The organism is Mucilaginibacter sp. HD30 (genome assembly GCF_054061755.1).
The window spans coordinates 4,068,200-4,093,476 of sequence record NZ_JBSSEO010000001.1 but is presented as its reverse complement, the minus strand read 5'-3'; the positions used below and the strand labels follow the sequence as shown (position 1 = coordinate 4,093,476).

At 43.4% G+C, this 25,277-nt stretch carries 25 protein-coding genes; 9 read left to right on the top strand and 16 right to left on the bottom strand.

Annotated features, from left to right (window positions below; genetic code table 11):
* Positions 1–16: 16 nt before the first annotated feature.
* Positions 17–217, bottom strand: a complete 201-nt coding sequence (locus ACVW2L_RS19320) for a hypothetical protein (protein ID WP_457129588.1) — start codon at positions 215–217, stop codon at positions 17–19.
* Between the two features lie 318 nt (positions 218–535).
* Here ACVW2L_RS19320 and ACVW2L_RS19315 point away from each other — a divergent pair, with 318 nt between their 5' ends.
* The 3 genes from ACVW2L_RS19315 to ACVW2L_RS19305 all read left to right on the top strand — a co-directional run bounded on the left by ACVW2L_RS19315 (position 536) and on the right by ACVW2L_RS19305 (position 3,126).
* Positions 536–1,402, top strand: a complete 867-nt coding sequence (locus ACVW2L_RS19315; RefSeq protein WP_457129587.1) for a helix-turn-helix domain-containing protein — start codon at positions 536–538, stop codon at positions 1,400–1,402.
* Position 1,403: 1 nt separating this feature from the next.
* A complete protein-coding gene (locus ACVW2L_RS19310) occupies positions 1,404–1,829 on the top strand; it encodes a DUF983 domain-containing protein (protein WP_457129586.1) in 426 nt (141 codons plus the stop codon).
* 94 nt (positions 1,830–1,923) lie between these two features.
* Complete coding sequence (locus tag ACVW2L_RS19305) at positions 1,924–3,126, top strand: ABC transporter substrate-binding protein (protein WP_457129585.1); 1,203 nt, start codon at positions 1,924–1,926, stop codon at positions 3,124–3,126.
* Positions 3,127–3,173: 47 nt separating this feature from the next.
* Here the strand turns inward: ACVW2L_RS19305 and ACVW2L_RS19300 are convergent, their stop codons facing one another.
* The 3 genes from ACVW2L_RS19300 to ACVW2L_RS19290 all read right to left on the bottom strand — a co-directional run bounded on the left by ACVW2L_RS19300 (position 3,174) and on the right by ACVW2L_RS19290 (position 4,644).
* Positions 3,174–4,076 carry a prohibitin family protein gene (locus ACVW2L_RS19300; protein ID WP_457129584.1) on the bottom strand — a complete coding sequence of 301 codons (903 nt, stop codon included), beginning with the start codon at positions 4,074–4,076 and terminating at the stop codon, positions 3,174–3,176.
* Positions 4,077–4,142: 66 nt separating this feature from the next.
* Positions 4,143–4,328 carry a DUF6358 family protein gene (locus ACVW2L_RS19295; RefSeq protein ID WP_457129583.1) on the bottom strand — a complete coding sequence of 62 codons (186 nt, stop codon included), beginning with the start codon at positions 4,326–4,328 and terminating at the stop codon, positions 4,143–4,145.
* Between the two features lies 1 nt (position 4,329).
* Positions 4,330–4,644, bottom strand: coding sequence for a rhodanese-like domain-containing protein (locus ACVW2L_RS19290; protein WP_457129582.1), 315 nt, complete (start codon positions 4,642–4,644; stop codon positions 4,330–4,332).
* A 108-nt stretch (positions 4,645–4,752) separates the two neighbouring features.
* Here ACVW2L_RS19290 and ACVW2L_RS19285 point away from each other — a divergent pair, with 108 nt between their 5' ends.
* The 4 genes from ACVW2L_RS19285 to ACVW2L_RS19270 all read left to right on the top strand — a co-directional run bounded on the left by ACVW2L_RS19285 (position 4,753) and on the right by ACVW2L_RS19270 (position 9,304).
* Positions 4,753–5,871 carry a DUF4407 domain-containing protein gene (locus ACVW2L_RS19285; protein ID WP_457129581.1) on the top strand — a complete coding sequence of 373 codons (1,119 nt, stop codon included), beginning with the start codon at positions 4,753–4,755 and terminating at the stop codon, positions 5,869–5,871.
* 63 nt (positions 5,872–5,934) lie between these two features.
* Positions 5,935–7,812, top strand: coding sequence for a M61 family metallopeptidase (locus ACVW2L_RS19280; protein WP_457129580.1), 1,878 nt, complete (start codon positions 5,935–5,937; stop codon positions 7,810–7,812).
* A gap of 5 nt (positions 7,813–7,817) precedes the next feature.
* Positions 7,818–8,807, top strand: coding sequence for a M20/M25/M40 family metallo-hydrolase (locus ACVW2L_RS19275; protein WP_457129579.1), 990 nt, complete (start codon positions 7,818–7,820; stop codon positions 8,805–8,807).
* A gap of 86 nt (positions 8,808–8,893) precedes the next feature.
* Entirely contained in the window at positions 8,894–9,304 is a 411-nt protein-coding gene (locus ACVW2L_RS19270) for a DUF1801 domain-containing protein (RefSeq protein ID WP_457129578.1), read from the top strand.
* Positions 9,305–9,488: 184 nt separating this feature from the next.
* Here the strand turns inward: ACVW2L_RS19270 and ACVW2L_RS19265 are convergent, their stop codons facing one another.
* The 4 genes from ACVW2L_RS19265 to ACVW2L_RS19250 form a co-directional block, all read right to left on the bottom strand.
* Positions 9,489–10,391 (bottom strand): helix-turn-helix domain-containing protein, encoded by a 903-nt coding sequence (locus ACVW2L_RS19265; RefSeq protein ID WP_457129577.1) that lies wholly within the window; start codon positions 10,389–10,391, stop codon positions 9,489–9,491.
* Between the two features lie 224 nt (positions 10,392–10,615).
* Positions 10,616–11,443, bottom strand: coding sequence for an SDR family oxidoreductase (locus ACVW2L_RS19260; RefSeq protein WP_457129576.1), 828 nt, complete (start codon positions 11,441–11,443; stop codon positions 10,616–10,618).
* A 121-nt stretch (positions 11,444–11,564) separates the two neighbouring features.
* Positions 11,565–11,762 carry a DinB family protein gene (locus tag ACVW2L_RS19255; RefSeq protein WP_457129575.1) on the bottom strand — a complete coding sequence of 66 codons (198 nt, stop codon included), beginning with the start codon at positions 11,760–11,762 and terminating at the stop codon, positions 11,565–11,567.
* Entirely contained in the window at positions 11,749–12,069 is a 321-nt protein-coding gene (locus ACVW2L_RS19250; protein WP_457129574.1) for a hypothetical protein, read from the bottom strand. Before ACVW2L_RS19250 ends, ACVW2L_RS19255 begins: the two co-directional genes overlap by 14 nt.
* Before the next feature lie 158 nt (positions 12,070–12,227).
* On the opposite strand from ACVW2L_RS19250, the gene ACVW2L_RS19245 reads away from it, so the two are divergent.
* The gene (locus tag ACVW2L_RS19245) at positions 12,228–12,749 is read left to right on the top strand and encodes an ExbD/TolR family protein (RefSeq protein WP_457129573.1); all 522 of its coding nucleotides are present in this window, start codon (positions 12,228–12,230) and stop codon (positions 12,747–12,749) included.
* A gap of 112 nt (positions 12,750–12,861) precedes the next feature.
* Here the strand turns inward: ACVW2L_RS19245 and xth are convergent, their stop codons facing one another.
* The 8 genes from xth to ACVW2L_RS19205 form a co-directional block, all read right to left on the bottom strand.
* On the bottom strand, positions 12,862–13,635 hold the full coding sequence (xth, locus tag ACVW2L_RS19240) for an exodeoxyribonuclease III (protein WP_457129572.1): 774 nt from the start codon (positions 13,633–13,635) through the stop codon (positions 12,862–12,864).
* 66 nt (positions 13,636–13,701) lie between these two features.
* On the bottom strand, positions 13,702–14,154 hold the full coding sequence (locus ACVW2L_RS19235; protein WP_457129571.1) for a rhodanese-like domain-containing protein: 453 nt from the start codon (positions 14,152–14,154) through the stop codon (positions 13,702–13,704).
* A 30-nt stretch (positions 14,155–14,184) separates the two neighbouring features.
* Positions 14,185–14,949 (bottom strand): SDR family NAD(P)-dependent oxidoreductase, encoded by a 765-nt coding sequence (locus ACVW2L_RS19230; protein ID WP_457129570.1) that lies wholly within the window; start codon positions 14,947–14,949, stop codon positions 14,185–14,187.
* A gap of 27 nt (positions 14,950–14,976) precedes the next feature.
* Entirely contained in the window at positions 14,977–16,614 is a 1,638-nt protein-coding gene (locus ACVW2L_RS19225; RefSeq protein WP_457129569.1) for a UxaA family hydrolase, read from the bottom strand.
* Positions 16,615–16,625: 11 nt separating this feature from the next.
* The gene (gene fucP / locus ACVW2L_RS19220; RefSeq protein ID WP_457129568.1) at positions 16,626–17,924 is read right to left on the bottom strand and encodes an L-fucose:H+ symporter permease; all 1,299 of its coding nucleotides are present in this window, start codon (positions 17,922–17,924) and stop codon (positions 16,626–16,628) included.
* Positions 17,925–18,169: 245 nt separating this feature from the next.
* Entirely contained in the window at positions 18,170–18,718 is a 549-nt protein-coding gene (locus tag ACVW2L_RS19215) for a DoxX family membrane protein (protein WP_457129567.1), read from the bottom strand.
* An 18-nt stretch (positions 18,719–18,736) separates the two neighbouring features.
* Positions 18,737–20,713, bottom strand: a complete 1,977-nt coding sequence (locus ACVW2L_RS19210) for an alpha-ketoacid dehydrogenase subunit alpha/beta (RefSeq protein WP_457129566.1) — start codon at positions 20,711–20,713, stop codon at positions 18,737–18,739.
* A gap of 149 nt (positions 20,714–20,862) precedes the next feature.
* On the bottom strand, positions 20,863–22,248 hold the full coding sequence (locus ACVW2L_RS19205; protein WP_457129565.1) for a LutB/LldF family L-lactate oxidation iron-sulfur protein: 1,386 nt from the start codon (positions 22,246–22,248) through the stop codon (positions 20,863–20,865).
* 125 nt (positions 22,249–22,373) lie between these two features.
* Here ACVW2L_RS19205 and ACVW2L_RS19200 point away from each other — a divergent pair, with 125 nt between their 5' ends.
* Positions 22,374–25,241: a hypothetical protein gene (locus tag ACVW2L_RS19200; RefSeq protein ID WP_457129564.1), complete on the top strand. Its 2,868-nt coding sequence runs from the start codon at positions 22,374–22,376 to the stop codon at positions 25,239–25,241.
* The last annotated feature ends 36 nt before the right edge of the window (positions 25,242–25,277 follow it).

Sequence of the window (25,277 nt, the reverse complement as noted above, 5' to 3'; positions counted from 1 at the left end):
GCAGGAAGCCGGTTAATTAGGGGGCAACATTGGCATATTTAGCACGGCTAAGTAAAAGCGCCGTCCATGTAAAGAAGAATAAGCAAACCAACAATATCAGGTTACCGGCTATATTTGCTGCAGAACCTTCATTCACTACAAAATACATTGATGATACAGTTAAAACAATTAAAGCTATTGTTATAAACACTGTTGCAAATAATGATCTTACTTTCATAATATCCTCCTTTTTATGAACAGGTAAATACAAAATGCTTGCCATTTTTAAAAAGCAGCGTTTTATTCGTTTTTAAGGCCTTTTTAGTTTTGACGGATTATGGAGTGTGCACGGCGTTCCCCAAAACATGGATTTTGTAACACACCCGTTACAAAAAACGAAGTAAAGGGCGACTAATGCCTTAGCAAGCATTAGGGACCTAACTAACGTGATTAACGCTTGGTATAATATGCTGGAAAATGTATCAATAAGTAAAAAGTACCATTATCTCCCTAATTACTGCCATCATTAACGGTTATTAAACTTTAATTTTGATGTATGAAAAGCAACATCCCGGTATATGATATTTGCAGCCTCACCAATAACAGTCAGGATGATATATTAATAAGCCGATTTGGGGAATATCTTTCCATCCACAAAAACCTTTTTATACCACATAAACACTCGTTTTACCACCTTGTCTATTTTACAGACGGAGGCGGATCGCAGACCATAGACTTTGAATATGTTGCAGTAAAGCCACATCAAATATATTTTATGGTTCCCGGACAGGTACATAACTGGAACTTTGAAGGCAAAATTGATGGTTACATTATTAATTTTTCGGCTGCATTTTTTCAGTCGTTTTTGCTAAAAGCCGGTTATTTAGATGAGCTGCCGTTTTTCTCCGGCATCGTGGCCGACGCTGTTATTGATGTACCTAATGATATACAGGTATTTATAACGGATGGCTTTGAAGAACTTGTTAATGAAAATGAAAATCAGCGGCCCTTAAAAGCTGACATGACCAGGGCAATATTATTAAAGCTATTTATCGCGATAGCCAGGCTTAACAATCCGCATAACAGCGCCCCGGCTTATAACTATACACTGCTGCGTAATTTTCAAAAACTAATTGAAAAAAATTACACTACACTAAAGCTGCCTAAAGAATACGCTGAACTATTGTTTATAACGCCCAACCATTTAAACGCCTTGTGTAATGCAATGCTGGGCATGCCCGCCGGGGAGGTTATACGTAACAGGATAGCATTGGAGGCCAAGCGTCTTTTAATTAACCGCGACCTAACCGTTGCCGAAATAGCAGATCAGTTAAACTTTGCGGATAACTCTTACTTTACCAAGTTCTTTAAAAAACAAGCTGGGGTTACCCCTGAAGAATTCAGAAAGCATAACCATAATTAGTATGTATACCTTAGTTGATAACACCATGAAAATATCGCAAACATATGCAGCCGTTAACGCCAAATGCCCTAAATGCCGCCGGGGCGACATGTTTGCTAACGGGATGTACAGTTTTTCATCTCAAAAAATGAATGAAACCTGCCCGCATTGCGGCTTTAAATTTGAAATTGAGCCGGGCTATTTCTACGTAGCTATGTTTGTTAGCTACGCCTTTAATGTTGCACAAATGGTGACATTGGCGGTTGCATTATACGTGCTTACAGGCAGCCAAAATCCGTGGGTGTATGTTGCTGTGTTATTAGGTTCTACGGTCTTACTTTCGCCCTTTAACTTTCGGTATTCAAGAGTAGTGCTGCTTTACTGGCTAACTCCCGGCGTGCATTATGATGCTAAAAGGTCAAGCGATGATTATAAAAAAATTGGATAAGGCAGGTGTTAATACACTTAGCATGGACTTAGGGTTCCCATCTTCCTGATATTTATGTATTTTAGCAAGCAGTGTTGAGTTTGCTTATCTATAAATGAAAAAAATCCTTTTTAGTGCAATTGCCGTTTTAGCCATTGCTGTTACATTCCAATCGTGCGGAAAAAAAGATCCTGAAAGAACCGTTAGCGTTGTAGGCCTTTTCTCTTTAACAGGTAATTGGTCTTCATTGGGCATAACTTCAAAGGCTGCTTTAGAGGTTGCTTCTGATGACATAAACCAATACTTAACGGCCAAAAACACTCATTTTGGCGTAAAGTTTACCATTTACGACACCAAACTGGATGCCGAACTAACAAAATCATACTTTACTAAAGCCCGGTACGAAGGAGCTAAATTCATAATTGGCCCCCAATCTAGCGCTGAATTAGCTGCCCTGAAACCACTTGCTGACGATGCAGAGCTAATGGTGATAAGCCAAAGCAGCACTGCCGGAAGCCTCGCAATACCTAATGATGCGATATTTCGTTTTTGCCCGCCCGATAAAATAGAGGGGGCGGCTACAGCTGCAACCATTTACGCAAAAGGCTTTAGAGGGTTGGTTACTGTATCGCGCAATGATGCTGGCAATAAGGGTTTACAAACATCAACAGGTGCGGCATTTACTGTCAAGGGAGGGCAAACTGTTGCTACTGCGCCATATGCCACTACAGGTGCAAATTATGCAGCGCTTATAGCTACCATTAAGGCGCAAGTTAACACGCTGATTGGCGTGTATGGCGCCAATAAAGTAGGTATATATTTAGCATCATTTGATGAGGTTACAGAGATATTTAAGCTGGCCGCTGCCGATCCGGTTTTGAGCAGCGTTAAATGGTTTGGGGGCGATGGTGTTGTATTAAGTACAGCTTTTTTGAGCGACCCGGCCGTAGCTGAGTTCGCAATAAAGACAGGGTTTTTCGCACCGTCATTTGGGTTACCTGTTGCTACAGAATCTCAATGGAAGCCTATTGCAGCACGCATAAAAGCAAAAACAGGTATTGAGCCGGATGCCTTTGCCCTTGCAGCCTATGATATTGCCTGGACAATAGCGTATACCTTAGAAGCCAGCAACGGTTCTACAATTGATTTTAACAACACAAGAGGTAATTTTATGCGGCAGGCTAACGCACATAGCGGTATAGTTGGGGCGGAAGCGCTGGATGATAACGGCGATAGGGCAAGTGGTACCTTTGATTATTTCGGCATTGCAAAGGAAGGTTCTGCCTACGTGTGGAAACTGGTGGGCAAATCTGAATAAACGAATCAATAATAGCGATGAGTTAACCCATCGCTGTCGTTAAGAGTTTACTTATCGCTCAAAATAATAGGATTGCCTTTACCGCCCATAATTATAACCTTGGTATTGGGCGATAGTGCAATTTCTTTTTGAGCTTTAATGGATTCGTATTGCAGCTGTTTGTCTGACAATCCGGTTGATAATATTTGCTGATAGTCGGCTATACCCTGCGCCTCAACCCTTTTACGGTCGGCCTCCTGGCGTTCCTTCTGCAATACAAACTGCATTTTTTGGGCCTCTTGCTCAGCATTTATTTTTGACTCAATACTGGCTTTTACCGATGGGGGCAAACTAACATTGCGTATCAATATTTGCTGCACTTTAAGTCCGTTTGCCTCAAAGTTTTTACTAATGGTAGAATTTATCTTGTTTTGAAATTCCTGCCGTTTTATAGAGTACAAGTCTACGGCCTGATAAGCCACGGCGTTGTCTCGTAACGCGGTGCGAGTAACGGGGCGCACAATCTTGTCCTTAAAATCAACCCCAATGTTTTGCATGATAAATGGAGCTCTGTTCGGCATTACATTATAAAGTACCGATAGGTCGATAGTCACCTCCAAACCATCAGACGATAATACCCTGATGGCGTCGTCGCCCTGCACATCGCCCTCGTTGTGGGTGCCGCTCATGGTATAGTTTTGGGTACGGGTATCAAACTCGGTTACATCAACCAACGGGTTAATGGCATGCAACCCGCTCTCTAAAGGCTTATCCTGAACTTTTCCAAACAAAACCTGTACACCCACCATGCCCGGATCAATAACTTTAAATGCAGATGATACAATTGCGGCAACTACTATTACAGCACCGGCTACGCTTAAAATACTACCAAAACGATTGGAAGGTTGCGGCGAACGCTTTAAAACGGTGCCCGCAAAAAATACTATTATACCTAAAATTACTACTATCATAAGGTTATTGTTAAAGGTGCAAGGTTGAGTATAAAAAAAGGCCTCAAAATATTGAGGCCTTGTGTATTAGCTTTTAACGCCGCTTTTTACTTGTTTGATCAATTTTATTTTTAAAACTACAAATATGGCTGCAACAAAAACCCCGGCTGCAACAAATTCGTAACGGCTGTTGGTAATGCCCCAATAAGCCGTCATCAGGGTTATAAAAATACCAACATTGTAAAGGGTATTAAGCAATATCTTTTTGCCCATTTTAGTATACCACTACATCCGGGTCTATCTCTGCAGACCAGGCTAAAATACCGCCTTGTAAGTTTGACAGATTAGTAAAGCCTTGTTGCTCTAACTGCATAATTGCAGCCGCACTGCGTTTGCCGCTACGGCACATTACTACAACGGGTTTGTCTTTAGCTATTTTATCAGTTTCAATTAATATGCCACCCAAGGGTATAAGCACGCCGCCTAAGTTTGAAGTTTCATATTCAAAATCCTCCCTTACGTCAATCAGTTGAAAATCTTCGTTATTATCTATCTTTTCTTTTAGTTCCTGTACGGTAATTTCCTGCATGGTTTTAAATTTTATCCGATCAAAGGTAAGTGTTATGTATTAAATATTTAAGCCATACTTTTGTAACAATACGCCCTTTAGAGCGTTTCATTGTATATTAAACAGCTGATGGATAAAATTACCCGGTTTTTCTGGTTCTGCTCGGGCGCCCAAGTTGACATTTTAAAAAAATACCCCGTTGAACATAATAAGTATGTGGGCATAGGGGCCACCATATTCTTTACTGCGCTTTTTGCATCGTTATCTGGCGGTTATGCAATGTATTTTGTTTTTAACGGCGATGCATTTGCAGTGGGCTTTGCTATACTTTTCGGGTTACTATGGGGTACAGCCATTTTTAATATGGACCGCTATATCGTATCAAGCATAAACAAAGAAGGCAGCACTAATCAACAAATATTACAGGCATCGCCACGGATCCTGTTAGCCATAATGATAGGTATTGTTATATCGCGTCCGTTGGAGTTAAAGATATTTGACAAAGAGATACGACAGAAACTAAAGACGTCCTACCTTAAGGGCCAAAACCGCAAGATTGACACCCTGCAAAAAACCTACGTACAGAAGTACGGTATGGAACTGGCCAAAAGCACAAATCTGCGTAAAGAAAAAGACTCGCTGGAAAAAGACATAAACCGGTCGCGCTATCAATTAAACCAGGAAGTTTTTGGTGATAAAACCAATCAAACATCCGGTATTACCGGGTACGGCACCTACGCCAAACGGAAAGAAGCGGTACTGCAAGAGAAACAAGAACGCCTTAAAACCGTAACCTCTGAGTCTGAGCAAATGGATCAATACCTCAGTCAGCGAAAGGATTTTGAAGGATTAAACAATTTGCGGCTATTTAGTGAAAAACAATTGGACAGCCTGGCCAATGTTGCCGGCTTTGCCGACCGTAATTGGGCGCTGGGGCAACTGGGTTACAATAATGACGGCACCCGCGACATTGATACCTACCTCGCCATTTCATTTATAGGCTACCTGTTTATTCTGTTTGAGTGCTTACCTGTGTTTGTTAAGTTGATGTCGCCAAAGGGACCGTATGATGTTGCCATTGGTAAAATGAGCGAAGCGGATACACATTACGCCGAGCGGGACAAAGAGCGCGATATAGCAATAACCGATAGTGTGTTTGAACATCACCTTGATGAGGATATCGGCAACAGAAAGAAAGCCTTAGTTGACCAGTCCAGCAATGATATGTCGCGCTACCGTTACAGGTAGTTTTGCACTGGCATTTCCTTTCTTTGGTTTTTTACGTTATTTTGCCTTTAATTAACTGATGTAATGAAAAAGCTTTCCCTTATTACGCTTAGCGTAGCATTTTTTATATGCGCGGCTACAGCGCAACCCGCCCCCAGTCCTCTTTACTATAGTATCTCATTTCCAAATGCTGCACATCACGAAGCTGAGGTGGTATTTACCATTACCGCGGCGCCGGCGGGGATATTAAATTTGCAAATTAGCCGTTCATCTGCGGGCCGATATGCTACGCACGAGTTCGGCAAAAACATCTATAACGTAAAAGCATATAATGTAGATGGTACCCCGCTCACCATAAAACAAGCCGAAGGCGACAGGTATGAGATTGCCGAACATAGCAACGTTGTTAAGGTAAGCTATACTGTATTTGGAAATTGGACCGACGGCACCTATGCAGGTATTGACGCCAGCCACGCCCACCTTAATATGCCTGCCATTTTTATGTGGCTGGGTAATTTGGACCAGGAAAAGCGCGCTGTACGTTTGCAGTTTAATGACCTTGAAAAATATGGATGGAAGGTAGCCACCCAGTTAAAACACGAGGGTGCTAATGTTTATTGGGCACCCAACTTTCAGTATATGATGGATAGCCCTACTGAACTATCTAACTATAAAATTACCAATTGGGATGTAGTTAATCCCGATGGTAAAAAACAAAAGATCAACCTTACAATACATTCGGTTGATGACCAGCCTGTCATTGATAATTTTGGCAAAATGGTACAAAAAATGGTGCTGGAGGAGCAAGCCGTTTTTGGTGAACTACCCGCTTATGACTATGGCGAATACACTTTTTTAGATGACGTTTATCCCAGTAATGCGGGTGATGGTATGGAGCACAGAAACTCCACCTGTATTGTTGATGTTGCCGATAAAGTTGCCGGTAATGAAATCAATTTATTAGGCACTTTCTCGCACGAGTTTTTCCACGCCTGGAACGTGAAACGCATCCGCCCAAAATCATTAGAGCCTTTTAATTTTACCCATGCCAACCAAAGCAGCGAGTTATGGTTTGCCGAAGGATTTACCCAATATTACGGCGAACTAATACTAACGCGCAGCGGTGCTTATACAACTGATAACTACACCCAGATTTTAGGCGGTTTAGTAAACGCCATATTGAACACACCGGGCGCAGCAAAATATCCGGCTACTGAGATGAGCCGTAAATCTGTTTTTACGGATGCCGGCGTTTCTATAGACCCAAATAATTATGCCAATAACTTTACCAGTTACTACACGTATGGCGGCGCTATTGCCCTTGCGCTTGATCTGACGCTACGCAACGATTATAACCTGACATTGGATGATTACATGCGTGTGGTTTGGTTGGAACGGGGCAAAAAGATGAAGCCCTACACCATTCCAGATTTGCAAAGCGACCTGGCTAAACTGACCAAAGACACCAAGTTTGCTGCCGATTTTTTTAACCGCTACATCTACGGAACAGAGAAAAATAATTACGAAGTACTGCTGGCTAAGGCCGGTCTATTAGTGCGCAAAGCGCAGCCGGGTAAAGCTTGGGCGGGTTTGTCTACCGGCGGCACAAGGGGTCGGTCAGGGCAAGTGCAGGCTATTACGGCAAATGGCTTAACAATTACTAGCAACACGTTAATAGGTTCGCCGCTTTATAATGCAGGGATTGACGCAGGCGATGTTATTCTTACTGCCGATGGTAAGAAAATAACCGACGCGGCATCATTTAACCAGGTAATTGCCGATAAAAAACCCGGCGATAAAGTGCTGATAAAGTATACCAACCGCGCCGGTGAACATGAGGCAACAGTAACCTTAACTGAGAATCCCACCTTTGAAATTGCTACATTTGAAAAAGCAGGCCAACAGCCCAACGCCGGGCAATTAGCTTTCAGAAACAGCTGGTTATCATCCAAAGTAAAATAGATCTTATGAAAAAATTCTTCACCATTGCCTTACTGTTAGGTTTATCTGTTTACGGTTACGGGCAGAAAGTAGATAAATTAATAAAAGAAAAACAGGTTGAGCGCATTATAAAAACGCTCTCTGCCGATGATATGCAGGGCCGTGGCACCTTTACACCGGGCATAGAAAAAGCCGCCCTGTTTATTGAGGACGAGTTTAAAGGCATTGGCTTAACGCCACTAACAGGCCTAAGTGGTTTTAGGCAAGTTGTGGACCCAAAGGCATTGGGACCACTGCCTACAAGGGGTAATATGGCAGAAAAATTGACCAACATTCCCCTTTTTAATGTGGTGGGTGTGCTGCCGGGCAAAACCAAGCCTGATGAATACGTGATTTTTTCTGCCCATTATGATCATTTGGGTATTGGTAAACCAATGGAAGGAGATAGTATATCCAACGGCGCTGATGACGATGCATCAGGTACTACGGCGGTTATTACCTTAGCCGAGTATTTTAAAAAATTGGATAACAATGCCCGCACTTTAATTTTCGTTGCTTTTACAGCTGAAGAGATCGGCGGGTATGGTGCACGGTATTTCTCAAAAATGGTTGATCCTGATAAGACTGTAGCGATGTTTAATATTGAGATGATCGGTAAGGCATCAAAATTTGGCGAGAACTCGGCCTTTATTACCGGTTTTGAGCGCTCTGACTTTGGCACCATCCTGCAAAAAAACCTGGAGGGAACTGCCTTTCAGTTTCATCCGGACCCCTACCCAACACAAAATCTTTTTTATCGCAGCGATAACGCCACGTTGGCAAGACTCGGCGTCCCGGCGCATACAATTTCAACAGATCAGATAGATATTGATAAGCTGTACCATACCGTAAAGGATGAGTTCAGCTCATTGGATGTAAAGAACATCACTGCAACTATAAAAGCCATAGCCTTAAGCTCGCGTGGTATTGTTGCGGGGACAGAGACGCCAACACGGGTGGCTAAGTTAGAAAGGTAATTATTATGTAGCAGGTAGAGTGCTACAGCCTGCTACAAACCTGCTTCACCACTCATGGTTAAAAAACGCCTTAAATTAAATCACGCGTGGCCAAAACACCCAAATTAAGCGGAAGCGAGGCGGTATCAGCTTATATTGCGCAGTTGGATGAAGCCGTTGCGCTCGTAGTGGAAAAACTGCGGCAGATAGTTTTAAGTACCGACCCCGAAATTGCGGAAGAAATTAAATGGAACGCGCCAAGCTTTTACTACACCGGCGCAATGAAACCCTTCAATCCTAAAGAGTACAAGCAGTATATTATTGTGATGAACCTGCATAAACGCATCGTGCTGGTTTTTCCGAGCGGGGCAAAGATCAGCAACGATAACAACCTGCTTACAGGCGACTATGCCGACGGCCGTAAGCTGCTTTACTTAAGCGATATGGACGAGGTTTTGCAAAAAGAGCAGCCCCTGCGAGCTGCCATAAAAGACTGGATAAGCAAGGTAGATAAGTAAAAGTGTATACTGTATACGGGTATCCAACTATTGTATACAAGTATACACCTGCTTTATAAGCTTCTGCCAATCAGGTAGTTAATTTTTGCAAAGGTTCTTTAAATCGTGAAAAAGCCGCAATACAACCACTGGTTGTATACAACTGAAGAGGAATCGAACAGGGCCTCCGCTTATTTTAGTTGTTTTATACTTCCGCAGCCCTGAACGATCGCGGTGTAAATTGCGTGCTCTTTTTAAAGAAATTAATAAAATGCGGTGCTTCCTCAAAACCCAGGCTGTAGCCAATTTCGGCAATATTCCAGTTGCTATGTTTTAAAAGCGCCTTAGCTTCCTGAACAATCCGCTCGCCTATTATCTGTGTAGTTGTTTTTCCGGTAGCATCTTTTAGTGCCCGGTTTAAGTGGTTAACATGCACAGACAATTGATCTGCAAACTCCGTAGCTGACCGGAACTTCATGGTTTGCTGAATAGATTCTATAGGGAATTGCCGCTCTAACAGCTCCATAAATAAGGATGAAATACGTGCGGCAGCATTTGGATGCTCATAGCGCAAAGACGAGGGTTGTAACTTTTGCGCTGTATGGATAAGCTCCATTACCAGCGCGCGTATTGCATCATATTTATAGATATAGTCGGAATCTATTTCATCCATTATTCTCAAATAGATCACCCTTATTTTCTTCGCGTCCTCATCTGTTAGTTGAAAAATTGGATTGCCGCCGGGTTTAAATACGGGGTAATCTTTAATATTGCCGAAATGATTAAAAAACGTTTCGGTAAAAATGCAGAAGAAACCGCTTTGCTCTTCGCTCAAATACTCCCAATTATAGGGGATCTGCGGACTGGCAAAAAACAAAGCCTGCTTATCAATATCTATAGATTTATCTGCATAATGAACCCTGTTTTTGCCCACTATAAAACTTACCTTATAAAAATCTTTACGGCTATAAGGAATGGTTTGGCAATATTTAGCCACAAAATCTTCCAGTTTAAAAACATTAAAATGCCCCATTCCCTTACCCAAATTGTCTGGCATCCAGTTTAATTTTTGCAGGTAAAAATCCTCAAGCGTTTCGGTTTTGTTCATTATACTAAGTTATAAAAATCAAACAGAGGGTGTATCTAGTTTTGAATAATTAAAGATTGTCAGGAGATCAAAACAAGTGGTGGGTGGTGCGATTCCCCTCTTCAGAGGGGCGGAGGGGTGTGTTATTCCGCCTGTTTAACACACCCCCGCAGCCGCACATTCCCAAACGCCCCCTCTCAAGAGGGGAGTTCCGCCGGATATAGTTGCCTGGGACCATCGACTAATTAAAACCCTGTAGAGGTAGTAAGTGCCTTTGTTTCGGCCAGGTCTTTTCGTACAGCTTCTATTTTTGTATTTGCCATATCATAAGCATCCTGTCCTAAAAATAAATGTAGCGGGCACTCGTTTTGTTCGGCAATTTCAATTAACACTGCGGCTGCTTTATCCGGGTCGCCCGCTTGATTGTTATCTATCTGATTTACATGAGCAGCTTCCAGTTCTCTTGCGCCAGTGTAATCTGTAATTGGGTTTTTAGGCAATGTTAATGAGCCCTCTTTAAGGAAGTTTGTGCGGAAGTATCCCGGGTATACAACCGTAGCGCTAACGCCAAACTCTTTAGCTTCTGCTGATAATGATTCTGTAAAACCTGCCATAGCAAATTTAGTGGCGCAGTAAATACCCCAGCCCGGAAAATTACCGGTAAACCCGCCAACTGATGAGATGTTAAAAATAGCACCCGAACGCTGGCTGCGTAAATGCGGCATAACCGCGCGAATGATATTAAGCGAGCCGAACACGTTTACATCGAAATTTGCGCGTGCTTCGGCATCGGTCAGTTCCTCTAACGTTCCTATTTGTCCGTAACCGGCATTGTTTACCACCACATCTATTTTGCCAAATTTGTTGATGATAGCTGCAATTGCGTCGGTAATGCTTTGCTCGTTAAGCAGTTCAACCTGTAGGGGTAAAAAGCTTTCGCTTTCTGCGTCCAGATCCTTTAATTTTCTTGATGTTGCAGCTACTTTATAACCTTCGCTTAACAGTTTTTGTACCAGTGATAAACCAAGTCCTTTTGATGCGCCGGTTACCAGCCATATTTTTTGTGTGTCCATTGTGTGTTTGTTTTAATTGTTTAACAACACAAAGGTATATGACGGATGCTCGCCAGCTATTACGCGAAGCAAACCGATAATTGCAAAAATCAAACAATTAACGAGCTTATCTCATCACCATTTAGTTACTGCTGAAACTTTTATCATCAGCAGATGGCCCATAAATAGACGGCACAGGGATATCCAACAAGCGCATATAAACAGTGAGCTGCCCGCGATGGTGCACCATGTGGTTAATGCATTGCGCTACCTGCTCGCGCTTGGTTGAGCTAAGCACCACCGTGCCATTGGTCTTCAACTCGAATTTATCGTCCGCCATCTTCAACCGTATTGAGCGTAGCTATAGCTTCATCAACATTTTTGTGAAAAAGCTTACTGAGCTCTTCCCCGGTTTTTGGTTGATCATGGGCAAAGGTTGCCAGATCTATTTCGGGATGTAATATAATGTGGGTGACCCACCTGGGGATCTCGCCGGTAAGTAAAGCCAGGTATCCTAACTGCATAGATCTTTCGTGCGGTTTCCAATCAAACTTTTCAAGCGGGATGCGTTCAAGGCATTTCGCTGTTGATGGTATTTCGGCTTCGAGTTCTTTGGCATACTCTTGTGCAAATGCTTTATCGTTCATGGCAAAAATGTTTAAAATATTAACATTGAGCGTGTTGAAAAGATTTAATAAATTTTAAATGCAGTTTTGTTGCATTTAAAAAATACAGTGTTTAAATTTAACTATCCTTTTAGTTAACCCGAATAATTCATCCGCCGCATGGCACAAAACCTAAAATTATGGCAGAGCTAAATACCTCCGACAACAACAAAAGCAGTATCCGCAGTAAAAAGAAAGCACTGCGAGTTGACCTTACCGCAATGGTTGACCTGGCTTTTTTACTTATTACATTTTTTATACTAACCACCACACTGCAAAAGCCCAAAACAATGGAGCTGAACATGCCGGTGGATACTCGGGAAACAAGTGTTGCTTCAAGCCGAACAATGACGGTGTTATTGGGTGCTAATAGTAAAGCATCATGGTATTTCGGCGAACCAGATAAGCCGATGATGGGACCTTCGGTAGCCACTCTGAATAAAAAAGGCATCAGGAAAGTTCTATTGGAGCAAGCCGCCCGCATAAAAAAAGAGCAGGATAAGGAAATGATAGTTTTAATAAAACCCAGCGACCAATCTATTTACGAAAACGTAGTGGGTATAATGGATGAGCTTAACATCACCAATAACAAGATCCGTGCGATAGCTGATATTACCCCGGCCGATGTGGCTATGTTGAAGAAGGATAAGATCTATAATTGAGATAATATCGAATAATGAACGTCGAGTATCCAACACCGAAGTTGACCACTTCATTATATAAGTGCTGGATATTCTATGTTCAATATCAAAAAACCTGAAGCATTTATACTTGCTAATCTGCCAACTCAATCCATACCGGCGCATGGTCGCTGCTCTTTTCCCATCCGCGTACATGCCTGTCAACCCCGGCGCTTTGCAAGCGGCCCTCAATCTGCGGACTTAGTAAGAAATGATCAATCCGTAGCCCAGCGTTACGGCCGTAAGCATTGCGGAAGTAATCCCAAAAAGTATAAATGGTTTCATCGGGATAAAGCTTCCGAATGGCATCTGTCCAGCCCTGCTCAAACAGCGTTTTAAAAGCGGTGCGGGTTTCGGGGCGGAAAAGTGCATCTTCTCCCCAGCGTTCAGGCTTATACACATCCTTTTCGGTAGGCATTACATTATAGTCGCCGGTTAGCACAACGGGTAAACCTTTTGCCATCAAATCCGCAGCGTGCAACGTAAGGCGTTGGAACCAGGCCAGTTTGTAATCAAACTTAGGCCCCGGCGCCGGGTTGCCATTAGGCAGGTAAAGGCAACCTATTATAACGTTGTTTACAATAGCCTCAATGTAGCGGCTGTGCTCGTCTTCCGGGTCGCCGGGAAGCACCCGGCGTACTTCCTTTATTTCGCGCCCACGGCTTAAAATTGCCACCCCGTTCCAGCTTTTTTGACCGTGCCATATAGCATTATAACCGGCTTCAAGTATAGCCGCCTCGGGAAACTTTTCCTGTGGGGCCTTTAATTCCTGCAGGCAAACAACATCGGGTTGTGCTTCCGCAAGCCAGCGCAGCAATACCGGCAGGCGGCCGTTTACGCCGTTAACATTATAGGTTGCTATTTTCATGACTATTAATTAACCATGCCACCTAATAAAAGGTTTGTGTTATCACAATTGATTTAACTACTAATATTAATCTTTAGCCAAGGGATATCCCTCCGATGTCCAATTGTTGCGTAAATTGACGTACAGATTTAATACTTTAACATTGGTATACCCTAAATCCTTTAACTGCTTGTAAGCTGGGCGTATGTTGGGGCATTTGCCAAAAGGACAGCATCCGCAGTATACTACTATCTGGGTATTTTTAGGGTGAGATGCCAGGTCAGATTTAAATTTCGCAAGATTGGCGGCTTCATTGATCGTGCCGATGTGTATGGCTCCTTTTATGTCTTCTACAGTGCCTGTGTTAAATATTACAGGAGCCTTGTCAGTCTTTATATACTCGTTTAGTTCGCCCGGTTCCATCAGCTCTGTTGGTTTCCACGGCGTACCTGCACCCGGCATTGACATACTGGCGGATACCTGCGCGTTAGCTATTAACACGCCGAACAGCAACAAAAGTGTAGTGAACAGATTTTTCATATACCAAATATAGGTATTGTAACGCTGGTGTTAGTTATTTAGTGTGGTGAATCCGCCGTCTATAGGATAATCAACCCCGGTTATAAAAGCCGCTTCGTCGCTGCATAAGTACAACGCCAGTGTGGCAATTTCTTCCGGGGTGGCCATGCGACCTATGGGCTGCGTTTTAGAAAGTTTATCAAACATTTCTTCTATATTATCAGGGTAATTCTTTTGCAGAAAGCCATCTACAAAAGGAGTATGCACGCGCGCCGGTGATATAGAATTGCAGCGGATGTTCTCGCCTATATAATCTTTGGCTACACTCATGGTCATAGAACGGATAGCGCCCTTAGCTGTGCTGTATACAAATCTTTCGGATATACCCACTAACGCTGCAACAGATGATATGTTGAGGATAACGCCACCACCACTGGCTCTTAATTTGGGTATTGCAGCAAAAAGGCAGTTATACGCGCCTTTTACAATAACGCTCATCACCCGGTCAAAATCGGCTTCGGGTGTAGTATCGGCTTTGCCAATGTGGGCTATGCCTGCGTTATTGATGAGGATGTCTATTGTGCCTATTTCTTCAAAAACGTTTAATACAGATTGATGATTTGATACATCGCACACGTAAGCAGTAGCTTGCCCGTTATTCTGCCTTATCTCTGCTACTGTAGCATTCGCCTGATGTTCGTTAAGATCTATGATGTGAATCTCGGCACCATGAGCGGCAAGCAACAGGGCAATCGCCTCGCCAATTCCGCTCCCCGCTCCTGTTATTACAGCTTTTTTATTTTGTAGTGAAAACATCTACTATTGCTTATTTCTATTTGATGTTTACAGGCTTACACCGCGTTTCCAAGGTATAAAATCATCCTGGTTAAGTAGTACGGCTTTGGGTATTTGCCTTCCGCTTGCGGCTTCAATGCAATACTCCAGAATGTCCTCGCCCATTTCTTCTATTGTTTTTTCGCCGCGGATAATTGCACCTGTATCAATATCTATTATATCCGCCATACGCTTAGCCAAAACAGAGTTGGTTGCCACCTTTATGGTAGGGCAAACCGGGTTGCCCGTCGGCGTGCCTAACCCTGTGGTAAATAAGATCAGCGTTGCTCCTGCTGCTGCCTTGCCCGTTGTAGCTTCTACATCATTGCCGGGCGTGCAAACAAGGCTCAGACCCGGTTTAGTTACGGTTTCGGTATAATTTAGCACATCAACAACCGGAGAAGTACCCGCTTTGCGCGCTGCCCCTGCCGATTTAATGGCATCTGTTATCAAACCATCCTTTATATTACCCGGCGAAGGATTCATAAAAAAACCCGAGCCATCGCGGTGAGCCATGGCATCGTAATCGGTCATTAGTTTTATAAACTTTTCAGCCGTTGGGCGGTCGACAGATCTGTCAATCATTTCCTGCTCAACGCCGCAAAGTTCAGGGAACTCGGCCAGTAGTACCTTACCCCCTAAACCTACCAACAAATCCGCGCAATAACCAACAGCCGGATTGGCAGAAATACCACTAAAGCCATCACTGCCACCGCACTTAACACCAAGGTTAAGTTTATCCAATGTAGCAGGTGTACGCTCTATTTTATTGATCTCTATAAGTCCGTTAAAAGTATGACGGATGGCCTGTTTAATCAGGTCCTCTTCGCTTTGCGAGCTTTGTTGCTCAAAAGTGAAATAAGGCTTATTAAAGTTGGGGTCCCTATCTAAAAGTTCCTGTCTAAACTCATCCAATTGCAAGTGCTGGCAACCAAGGCTAAGTACAGTTATACCCGCCACGTTAGGATGATCTGCGTAAGCAGCCAGTAATTTACTCAGCACCAAAGAATCCTGACGGGTACCGCCGCAGCCACCAGTATGATTTAAAAACTTTATGCCATCTACATTTTTAAATACGCGGTTGGCTGTATGCCCTTGCACCGGCGCAAGGTTTAGGTTGTTTATATCTTCGCCGTTTTGAAATGCCTGCACCAGCTGATGGGTATATGCTTTGTATTTAGCATCAACAGCATAGCCCAGCTCATTATGCAAGGCTTCTTTTATAATATCAAGGTTGCGGTTTTCGCAAAATACAGTGGGGATGAACAGCCAGTAATTCGCTGTCCCAACGGAACCATTCTGGCGATGATACCCATTGAAGGTGCGGCCCTGAAATTTGCTTACATCAGGCGCCTCCCATTTATATTCAACATCACGATAAAAATAAGGCTCTGCTGCGTGTTTGATGTTATCAACGCTCATGCGCATGCCCGTTTGTACATCATGCTGTATCTTCCCTACCAATACCCCATACATGTACACTTCATCACCGGTACGCATATCCTGCATAAAAAACTTATGCTTGGCCGGTACAGGTTCAACAATTGTATAGGTGTTGCCTTCAAACAGCACCTGTTGGCCTTGCTTTAAATCCTGCAGGGCCACAAGCACGTTATCGGCTTTATTTATTCTGATCACTAAATTCATTTGCGCGTAACTTATATTTTAACTTCTAAAGCGGCTTCTTTTACCACCGGCATCCATTTTTTCCAGCCGTAAAACAATATCACCATGAAGCATATCATTGGCACTATGTAGCCGTAACGGATAGCCCCTGTGACGTCAGATACATACCCCAGTGCCAAAGGTAATAAAGCGCCACCTACAATTGACATTACAATTAACGAAGAGCCTAACTTGGTGTCTTTACCCAAACCTGCTATCCCCATTGAAAATATGGTGGGGAACATGATAGACATAAAAAAGCAAACGCCTATTATTGCGTAAACACCAACCATGCCGCCGGCCAGTGCTGCCAGCCCGCTTAATAATACGCAAGCAAGTGCATACAGCATCAATAAACGGTTGGGGGCAAAAAATCGCATAAAGACCGTTCCGGCAAAGCGTCCCACCAAAAATGCCAAGCCGGCAATGCTAGAGTACCATTTTGCGTCACTCTGTACAATATCGGTTGAACCCGTTATGTACCTGATGAAAAAGCTGATAACGCACACCTGCGCTCCAACATAAAAAAACTGCGCTATTATACCCCATGTAAGGTGACTGTGTTTTAACGCGTGCGATATGCTTGATCCTTCAATCTCTTCTTTGTTTTCTTTGATGTCGGGGAGTTTGGTAAAGACAACAATTAGTGCTATCAATACAATAACTATCCCAATTATCATATACGGCCCTTTAACGCTGTCTACCTGCGCGGTTAAATATGCTTGCTTATCGATAGCCGACATGGCAGCCATTTTGGTATCGGCATCGCTGGTATCCGTCATAATAAACCAACCACCAACAAGCGGTGCTAAAGTAGCTGCCAGGCCATTAAATGATTGAGAAAAGTTAAGCCGCTGAACAGCTGTTTCGGGCGGGCCCAAAATAGTAACATACGGGTTAGCTGCTGTTTCTAAAAATGTGAGGCCACAGGCTATTATAAACAACGCGCCTAAAAAGAAAACATATTGCCGTGTATCGGCCGCGGGCAAAAACAAAAAGGAACCGATGGCAAACAACACCAAACCTAAAATGATACCACTTTTGTACCCAAATTTGCGCATAAAATACCCCGCCGGCAGAGCCATAGCAAAGTAGGCAGCGTATACTGAGGAATCAATAAAAGCAGTCTGCAGGTCGGTGAGGGTAAATGCGTTTTTAAGGTGGGGGATAAGTATGGGGTCAAGGTTATGGATAAATCCCCACAGAAAAAACAAAGTGGTTACCATTATCAGCGGAAAAAGATACCCCCTGGTTTGGGCACTTTGCTGCGTAGTTGTTGGTTGGTGGCTCATATTTTGGTTTTATGGTTTACTGCAAATTAAGGTTTTTGTATTGATATATTAATTGGTTGATTTTGCGGAGAGCAAGTGGAGTTAAGTTGATAAAACATTATTACAGCAAATAAAAAATTGCTCGGTTCTTTGGCACTTAATCTTAGTATTATAATGTGGGTAACCTACAAAGTAATATTAAAAATACATTTAAAAATTTAATGTTATTATCTAAATAGTAAGGGATATTACCATTATGAGTAGGGTTAAATAGGCCTAAACCAAATTGATATTACAACAGAGAAAGCAAAAAGTAAAAAACCGGCAATTGCCCAGGCGGTGTTATGTGTTGGCAGCGGCCGGTGGTTTTCGGTCTCGTATTGAAAATTGTCTGATAGGAAGGCGAATTTAAGCTTGTTGTAATCCCATAATAGCAGGCAAATGCCGGCTAATACCAGTCCCGATGTAATAACCCAGGTACCTGTGAACGGCAGAGAAATTGTTATTACAAAAATGTTTATAGCGATAAATGAGAAGATGAGTGCTCCGAGTGTTGCAAATCTTTGTGTCATTAACAATAACGCTGCTAAAAGCTGCCCGGCGCCTAAAAAGTTCCAATACAAACCCATTTGATACATGGCCTCAAAAAAGTGACCTATAGGGTCACTGTCTGGTATTTGGGTAAACCTTAGGCCGAGTAGCTTTTTCATACCCGAAGGTATAAACGCAAACCCGATGAGATAACGCAGCAGAAACACTACTCTGCTTAGCCATACTTTAGTTCTTATTTTTAAATAGATCTCGTCAAGTTTCATTATAGAATTAAGCAGAGGTTAATAACTTAACACCTGGGCCATTGCCTTCTCCAACCGCGCTTTAGCCAGAAACTGATTCTCCAACCCCTTATCCATAGGCACGGGCGTATCTAAACTGGCGCAGCGCATTACCGGGGCATCTAAATTAGCGAAGCAATGTTCGGCAATGCTGGCAGCGATCTCGGCACCAAAACCACAGGTAAAAGTATCTTCGTGCAGCACAAGTGCCCGGCCGGTTTTTTTAACACTTTTAATTACGGTTGCCCTATCCCAAGGTTGCAGGCTTCGCAGGTCTATCAGTTCAATAGATTGGGCGGGATGTTTATCCATATATTCCAGCGCCCAATGCACGGCGTAGCCGTATGCTATTATGGTAGCGTCGGTACCTTCTTTTACAATGCGGGCCTTGCCAATTTCAACATAAGTGTCGCCGTCGGGCACTTCGCCTGTCAGGTTGCGGTACAGATGTTTATGTTCAAAATACATTACCGGGTTGGGGTCGGCAATGGCGGCCATCAGCAGGCCTTTGGCGTCATCCGGAAAAGCGGGATAAACTACCTTAAGCCCGGGCGTTTTTATAAACCAGGCTTCATTACTTTGCGAGTGGAACGGCCCGCCGGATGTACCGGCGCCTGTTGGCATGCGGATAACCACATCAACATTTTGGCCCCAGCGGTAATGCGTTTTAGCCAGATGATTGACTATCTGCGTAAAGCCGCTGCTGGCAAAATCAGCAAACTGCATTTCAACAACGGCTTTGTAGCCATTAAGCGCCAAACCCATTGCCGCACCTACAACACCCGATTCGCAGAGCGGCGTATTGCGTACCCTTGCTTTGCCAAACTGTTCAACCAATCCCTCGGTAACTTTAAAAACCCCGCCGTAGTCTGCTATGTCCTGCCCCATCAAAATAAGGTTGTCATATTTTTGCATACTCTGCTTTAGCGCAGCCGATATGCCATCTATATAACGTACAACGTTTTTTCCGGCACTCTCGGTTGCTAAAGGGAGCACAGCATCGCGGTACACATCTCTTATCTCGGTAAAAACGTTAGGCTTTATGTCCGGCTCGGCAAGTGTTTTTTCTATCAATGGTTCTAAGCGGGAGTTGAACTCTTTACGCAGATAGGGCCCCCATTCGCGCTTTATTACTTCCTGGCTAACCAAATAGTTTTCAAACAAAAGTACCGGGTCCTTGTCCTGCCATGCGCTAATAAGCTCCTGCGGAACGTATTTGGTACCCGAAGCCTCCTCGTGCCCGCGCATTCTGAATGTCATACACTCAACCAACACCGGCCGGGGCCGTTGGCGAATGTTTGATGCTATCTCGCTTATGGTATAATAAACAGAAAGTACATTGTTTCCGTCAACCTGCCTGCCTTCAATACCATAGCCTATTGCCCTGTCAACCAACCGTTTGCAGTTGTATTGTTCTACAACCGGCGTAGATAAAGCGTAACCGTTATTTTCAACCAGGAATATTACGGGCAAGTTCCAGACAGACGCAATATTTAATGCCTCATGAAAATCGCCTTCGCTGGTAGTGCCCTCGCCAACAAAAACAATTGTGGCCCTGGCCCGCTTGCTCAACACATCAGCAAGTGCAATACCATTGGCCAATGTTGGCTGTGGCCCCAAATGCGATATCATGCCCAATACTTTATGCTCCTGAGATCCGAAATGGAAAGAGCGGTCGCGCCCTTTTGTAAAACCCGATGACTTCCCTGTCCATTGGGCAAACAAACGCTCAAATGGCACATTCCGGGTAGTAAAAACACCAAGGTTGCGGTGCATGGGTAAAATATACTCATCAGCTTGCATAGCCAGCGATGCGCCAACTGCAATTGCTTCCTGCCCGATACCGGAAAACCACTTGCCAATGCGCCCCTGGCGCAATAGTACAAGCATTTTTTCTTCAATAACACGCGGAAACAACAGTTTTCTGTAGATATTGATTAGCGCGTTATCGTCCAGGTTTTTCCGGTCAAAAATCATATTAACTTAATTATCGGAATTTGGGAGAGGTAAACAAAAACCTTGCGCTCACGCAATCAACGCTTTAAAAAGCACAAAGTGGCAATGCACGTTAAGCACCAGCAATATTATAAATTTATTGAATAGAACTTGTTTTTGAGTGATCCCTTTTATTTTGAAGGGGCATTTTTTTCTTCCCATTGTTTCGCGAAGGATTTTTCAGCCACATCCGGCAGCTGTTTGTAGTGCCCCCATGTTTTTTTGAAGAAAGTCTTCAAAAAAAAGTTTTTCATTTTCCCGCCAAAAAAATCTTCGGTTTTGCGACTTAACATGCCCCTTGTCCACATTTTCCAGCCCCATTTTTCGGCGTTTGTAACAAACCCGCCCTCAACAGCATCGCGGCGGTTTAACAACAGCATTTTATGGATATCTATTTTAACGGGGCACACCTCGGTGCACTTGCCACACAGGCTTGACGCATAACTTAAGTGCTTAAACTCTTTCATCCCCTGCAAATGCGGGGTAATAATAGAACCTATGGGCCCGCTGTACGGGGTATTGTAAGTGTGCCCGCCTATGTTTTTATAAACCGGGCAAGCGTTAAGACAGGCCCCGCAACGAATACAATACAACCCCTGCCGCTGATCTTTCTGTGCCAGCAGATTAGTGCGGCCATTATCTAACAAGATAACATACATCTCGTCAGGGCCATCCGTTTCATTGGGTTGGCGCGGGCCGCTTAATATGGTGTTATAAACCGTTAAGTTTTGCCCGGTACCGTGCCCGGCCAGCATTGGCCAGAAAAGATCAAGATCTGCCATTGAAGGAATGATTTTTTCAATGCCAACAATAGCAATATGAATCTTGGGGAAACTGGTGGTTAACCTTGCGTTACCTTCATTTTCGCTAACGGCTACGCTGCCCGTATCGGCAATTAAAAAGTTGCCGCCGGTTATGCCTACGTCTGCCTGCAGGTATTTTTCGCGCAGCAGTTCGCGTGCCTTAAGGGTTAGCTGCTCAGGTGTGGCATCTGGCGGAGTGCCGAACTTTTCGTGAAAAAGCTTTGCAATGTCTTCTTTTGACAGGTGCATGGCCGGTGTAACAATATGATAAGGCCTTTGCCCCAACAGTTGCACAATGTATTCGCCCAGGTCGGTTTCAATAGATGCTATGTTGTTGCTCTCTAAAAACTCATTTAAACGAATTTCTTCGGTCACCATTGATTTTGATTTCACAATGGTTTTGGCATTAACTCTTTTAAGGATATTTAAAACCTCCTGGTTTGCCTCTGCGGCATCATTTGCCCAGATTACCTTACCGCCGCGTTTCTGAAAATTGGCTTCAAACTCAGGCAGAACCTTATCCAGGTTCTCCATCATTTTCCACTTTATTACGTGGCCGCGACGCTTGGCGTTTTCCATATTGATGATCCGCGACAAACCGCGAGCCACAGCCGTATCATATTTCCCGATATTATAGTTAATTATGCGCCTGTGATCTGTATCAAAGGCCTTATTTTCAGCATCGGCCAAAAATTCTTCGGCAATTGTAGTCATAACGCTAAATTAGGGTTTTTGGCTGACTCATATATCTGCTTTTTTGCAATTCTATTGCTATTGCAATTTCTGTTATTTATGTTTGATGTAACCTAAATTCTTAGTCAGGAATTAAAGCCTAACCGATGACAAAACACCCGCTGAGCCATTTTACTTGTTTGCTTTTTTTAAGCATCTGCTTTTTGTGCAGCGTTGTGCAGGCCCAGCAGGCACCGGCTAATAAGTTAAAAGGATATGCCACCGCCTTAACCAACATCCGCGAGTTAAAGCCCATTGAAAAACTATATCTGCAAACAGATAAGCCACATTATAGCCTTGGAGACACCCTGCGTTTTAAAGGATATTTATTGAATGCTGATTATTTGACGCCTGCTGACCGCAGCGGCCTGCTTTACGTTGAACTGGACAATGAGCAAGGTAAATACGCCAAACGAATAATGGTGCCCGTAATAAGCGGACTGGCATGGGGGGATATAGCGCTGGACAGCGTGGAAGTACCCGGCGGCACTTATACATTGCGCGCCTATACCAATTGGATGCGCAATTTTGGCGAGGATTATATTTTTAAAAAAACCATTACCATATCAAAAAGCGCAAATAACCCATTGCTGGTTAAAGCCAATTTTAAACAGGTTGGCAATAAAGTAGAAGCCGGGCTGTTGTTCAGTTTACTTGATGGAAGGATACAGGCTTTTAAGGATGTTGAGCTGAGGGTGACGAACGGCAGCAGGAATCTGTTAAAAGATAAGATTACAACCGGCGTTGATGGTGGCGTTATTGTTAATTTTACCTTACCCGAAGGAACTGGCGCTTTAAGTATCCAGGCGCATACTACAGGTAGCGGGCTGTTAAACATTCCTGTGCTTATTAACCGCAAAGAAAACACTGATGTGCAGTTTATGCCCGAAGGTGGGCAATTAGTAGCCGGTTTGCCTGCAAGGCTTGGTTTTAAGGCCATTGGCGAAGATGGCAAAGGTGTTGATGTTAGTGGCAGGATAGTGGATGCTAAAGGAATGCAAGTAGTGGTTTTCGCCTCCGCCCACGCCGGCATGGGTAGTTTTGAGTTTACGCCTGTTGCCGGCGAAACCTATTTTGCAAAAGTGGATGGTATTGTTAAAACTTATGCTTTGCCGGTGGTTAAATTAAGCGGAACATCTTTAGCGGTAAGTTTAACAAATTCAGACTCTTTACAAATACATATCGCAGCAACCGGTAATAATACAGCCCCTTACTACCTGATTGCACACTCAAGGGGAGTGGTGTGTTACGCACAAAGCGTCGGTAATTTTCCTTTAAATAAAACTATTGCTAAAAATTTGTTTCCAACGGGTATTGTGAGTTTTAGCTTAATTGACGCTGCCAATCTGCCCGTTAACGAGCGCATTGCTTTTATCAATCATCATGACGAAATGCGCGTTGTAGTGGCCCCCCATCAAACTTCCTATGGCATACGCGATAGTATCGCGTTAGCAATAAAAGTAACCGATAAAGACGGCGCGCCAATACAGGGAAATTTTTCATTGGCGGTTACAGATAATGACCAGGTTAAGCTTGACAGTATGGGCAGCAATATTCTAACCAACCTGCTGCTTACTGCTGATCTGAAAGGTAATATTGAAGAACCCGGCTATTATTTTACCGGCCATGCCGAACGCGCCCTGGATAATTTAATGCTTACGCAGGGCTGGGTGGGTTACGACTGGAAAGAGGCCTTTCAGCCTAAGCTGCCCTTTGCTTTTAAATTTGAAAAAGAGTTTACGGTTAGTGGCAGGGTTGTTAATGTATTTGGCAAACCAATTGAAAAATCTAATGTGGTGCTATTTGCCACTAAACCCCTCACCATTAAAGATACGATGACAGACAATACGGGGCGCTTTGTTTTTAAAGACCTGTTTCCGGTTGACACCGCTATTTTTAAACTACAGGCGAGAAATAAAAAAGGCAAGGAAATAAATATAGGGATTGAAATGGACCTGTTAAAGCTGCCCACCTTTTCGCCCGTGCAAGCGGTTAACCCATGGTATTTAAACCTGGATAGTATTGCATTAAATAACTCGCGATTAAAGACGGCGGAATCAAAAGCGCTGTCAGAATACAAAGGGGAAGGCATGGCGTTAAATGAGGTGAATATTAAGGCAAAAAAAGTTGTAAAGGAGTCAAAAAACCTTAACGGAGCGGGTGAGGCAGATGTAGTAATTGATGAGGAGGAGTTGAAAAAAGCGGATAAGATAACCCTTGCCGAACTATTGCGACAAAAATTCCCGGGGTTTGGTGTCGCGGGGTTTACACCACCTAAACGGGAATATCCTGAAAGCCCAATGAGGGCAAATGATATAGCACGAGACCTGGCGTTGCTATCACCTCCAGAAAAAGGGCGTGCCGCGCAGGCCATTATAGCAAACCAGCATAAACCATGGAGACAGAGCTATACACTGCGTAGCCAGGAAGTACATTTTATTATAGACGGAACAGACGTGGATAGATTTTATGATGAAATGATGGAAACCCCCGGAGACACTAAGCGATACAACTATATAAAAAGTTACCTTGAATTCTTTACTGCCGAAGATATTACAGGTATTGAGCTAATGATAAACAACAAATTTACCGCTGCTTATAGCGCTTCATTCGAAACCAACAAAGAACGAATGGGCAGGTCTAACGCGTTTGCCTATTTTGAAATTACCACCAGGGCAAAAAAAGGCCCTTTTATGCAGGTAACGCCGGGCACTTATTTACTTAGAACGCTGCCCTTCGCTTTAGCTAAACAGTTTTATAGCCCAAAATATACCGTAAAAAATAAAACTGCGGGCGTAGGTACTGATATCCGTTCCACAATTTTTTGGGAACCTAATGTTGTTACCGATAAATACGGTAAAGCTACCGTAACTTTTTATAGTGCAGATAAAGCGGCAACTTACACGTTACTTTTAGAAGGTACCGATATGGACGGGAGGTTGGGTTTTGGCAAAAAACAAATAAACATTAAATAGATCATTAAACGTTCGGTTCTGATGCTTTGGGTTTTG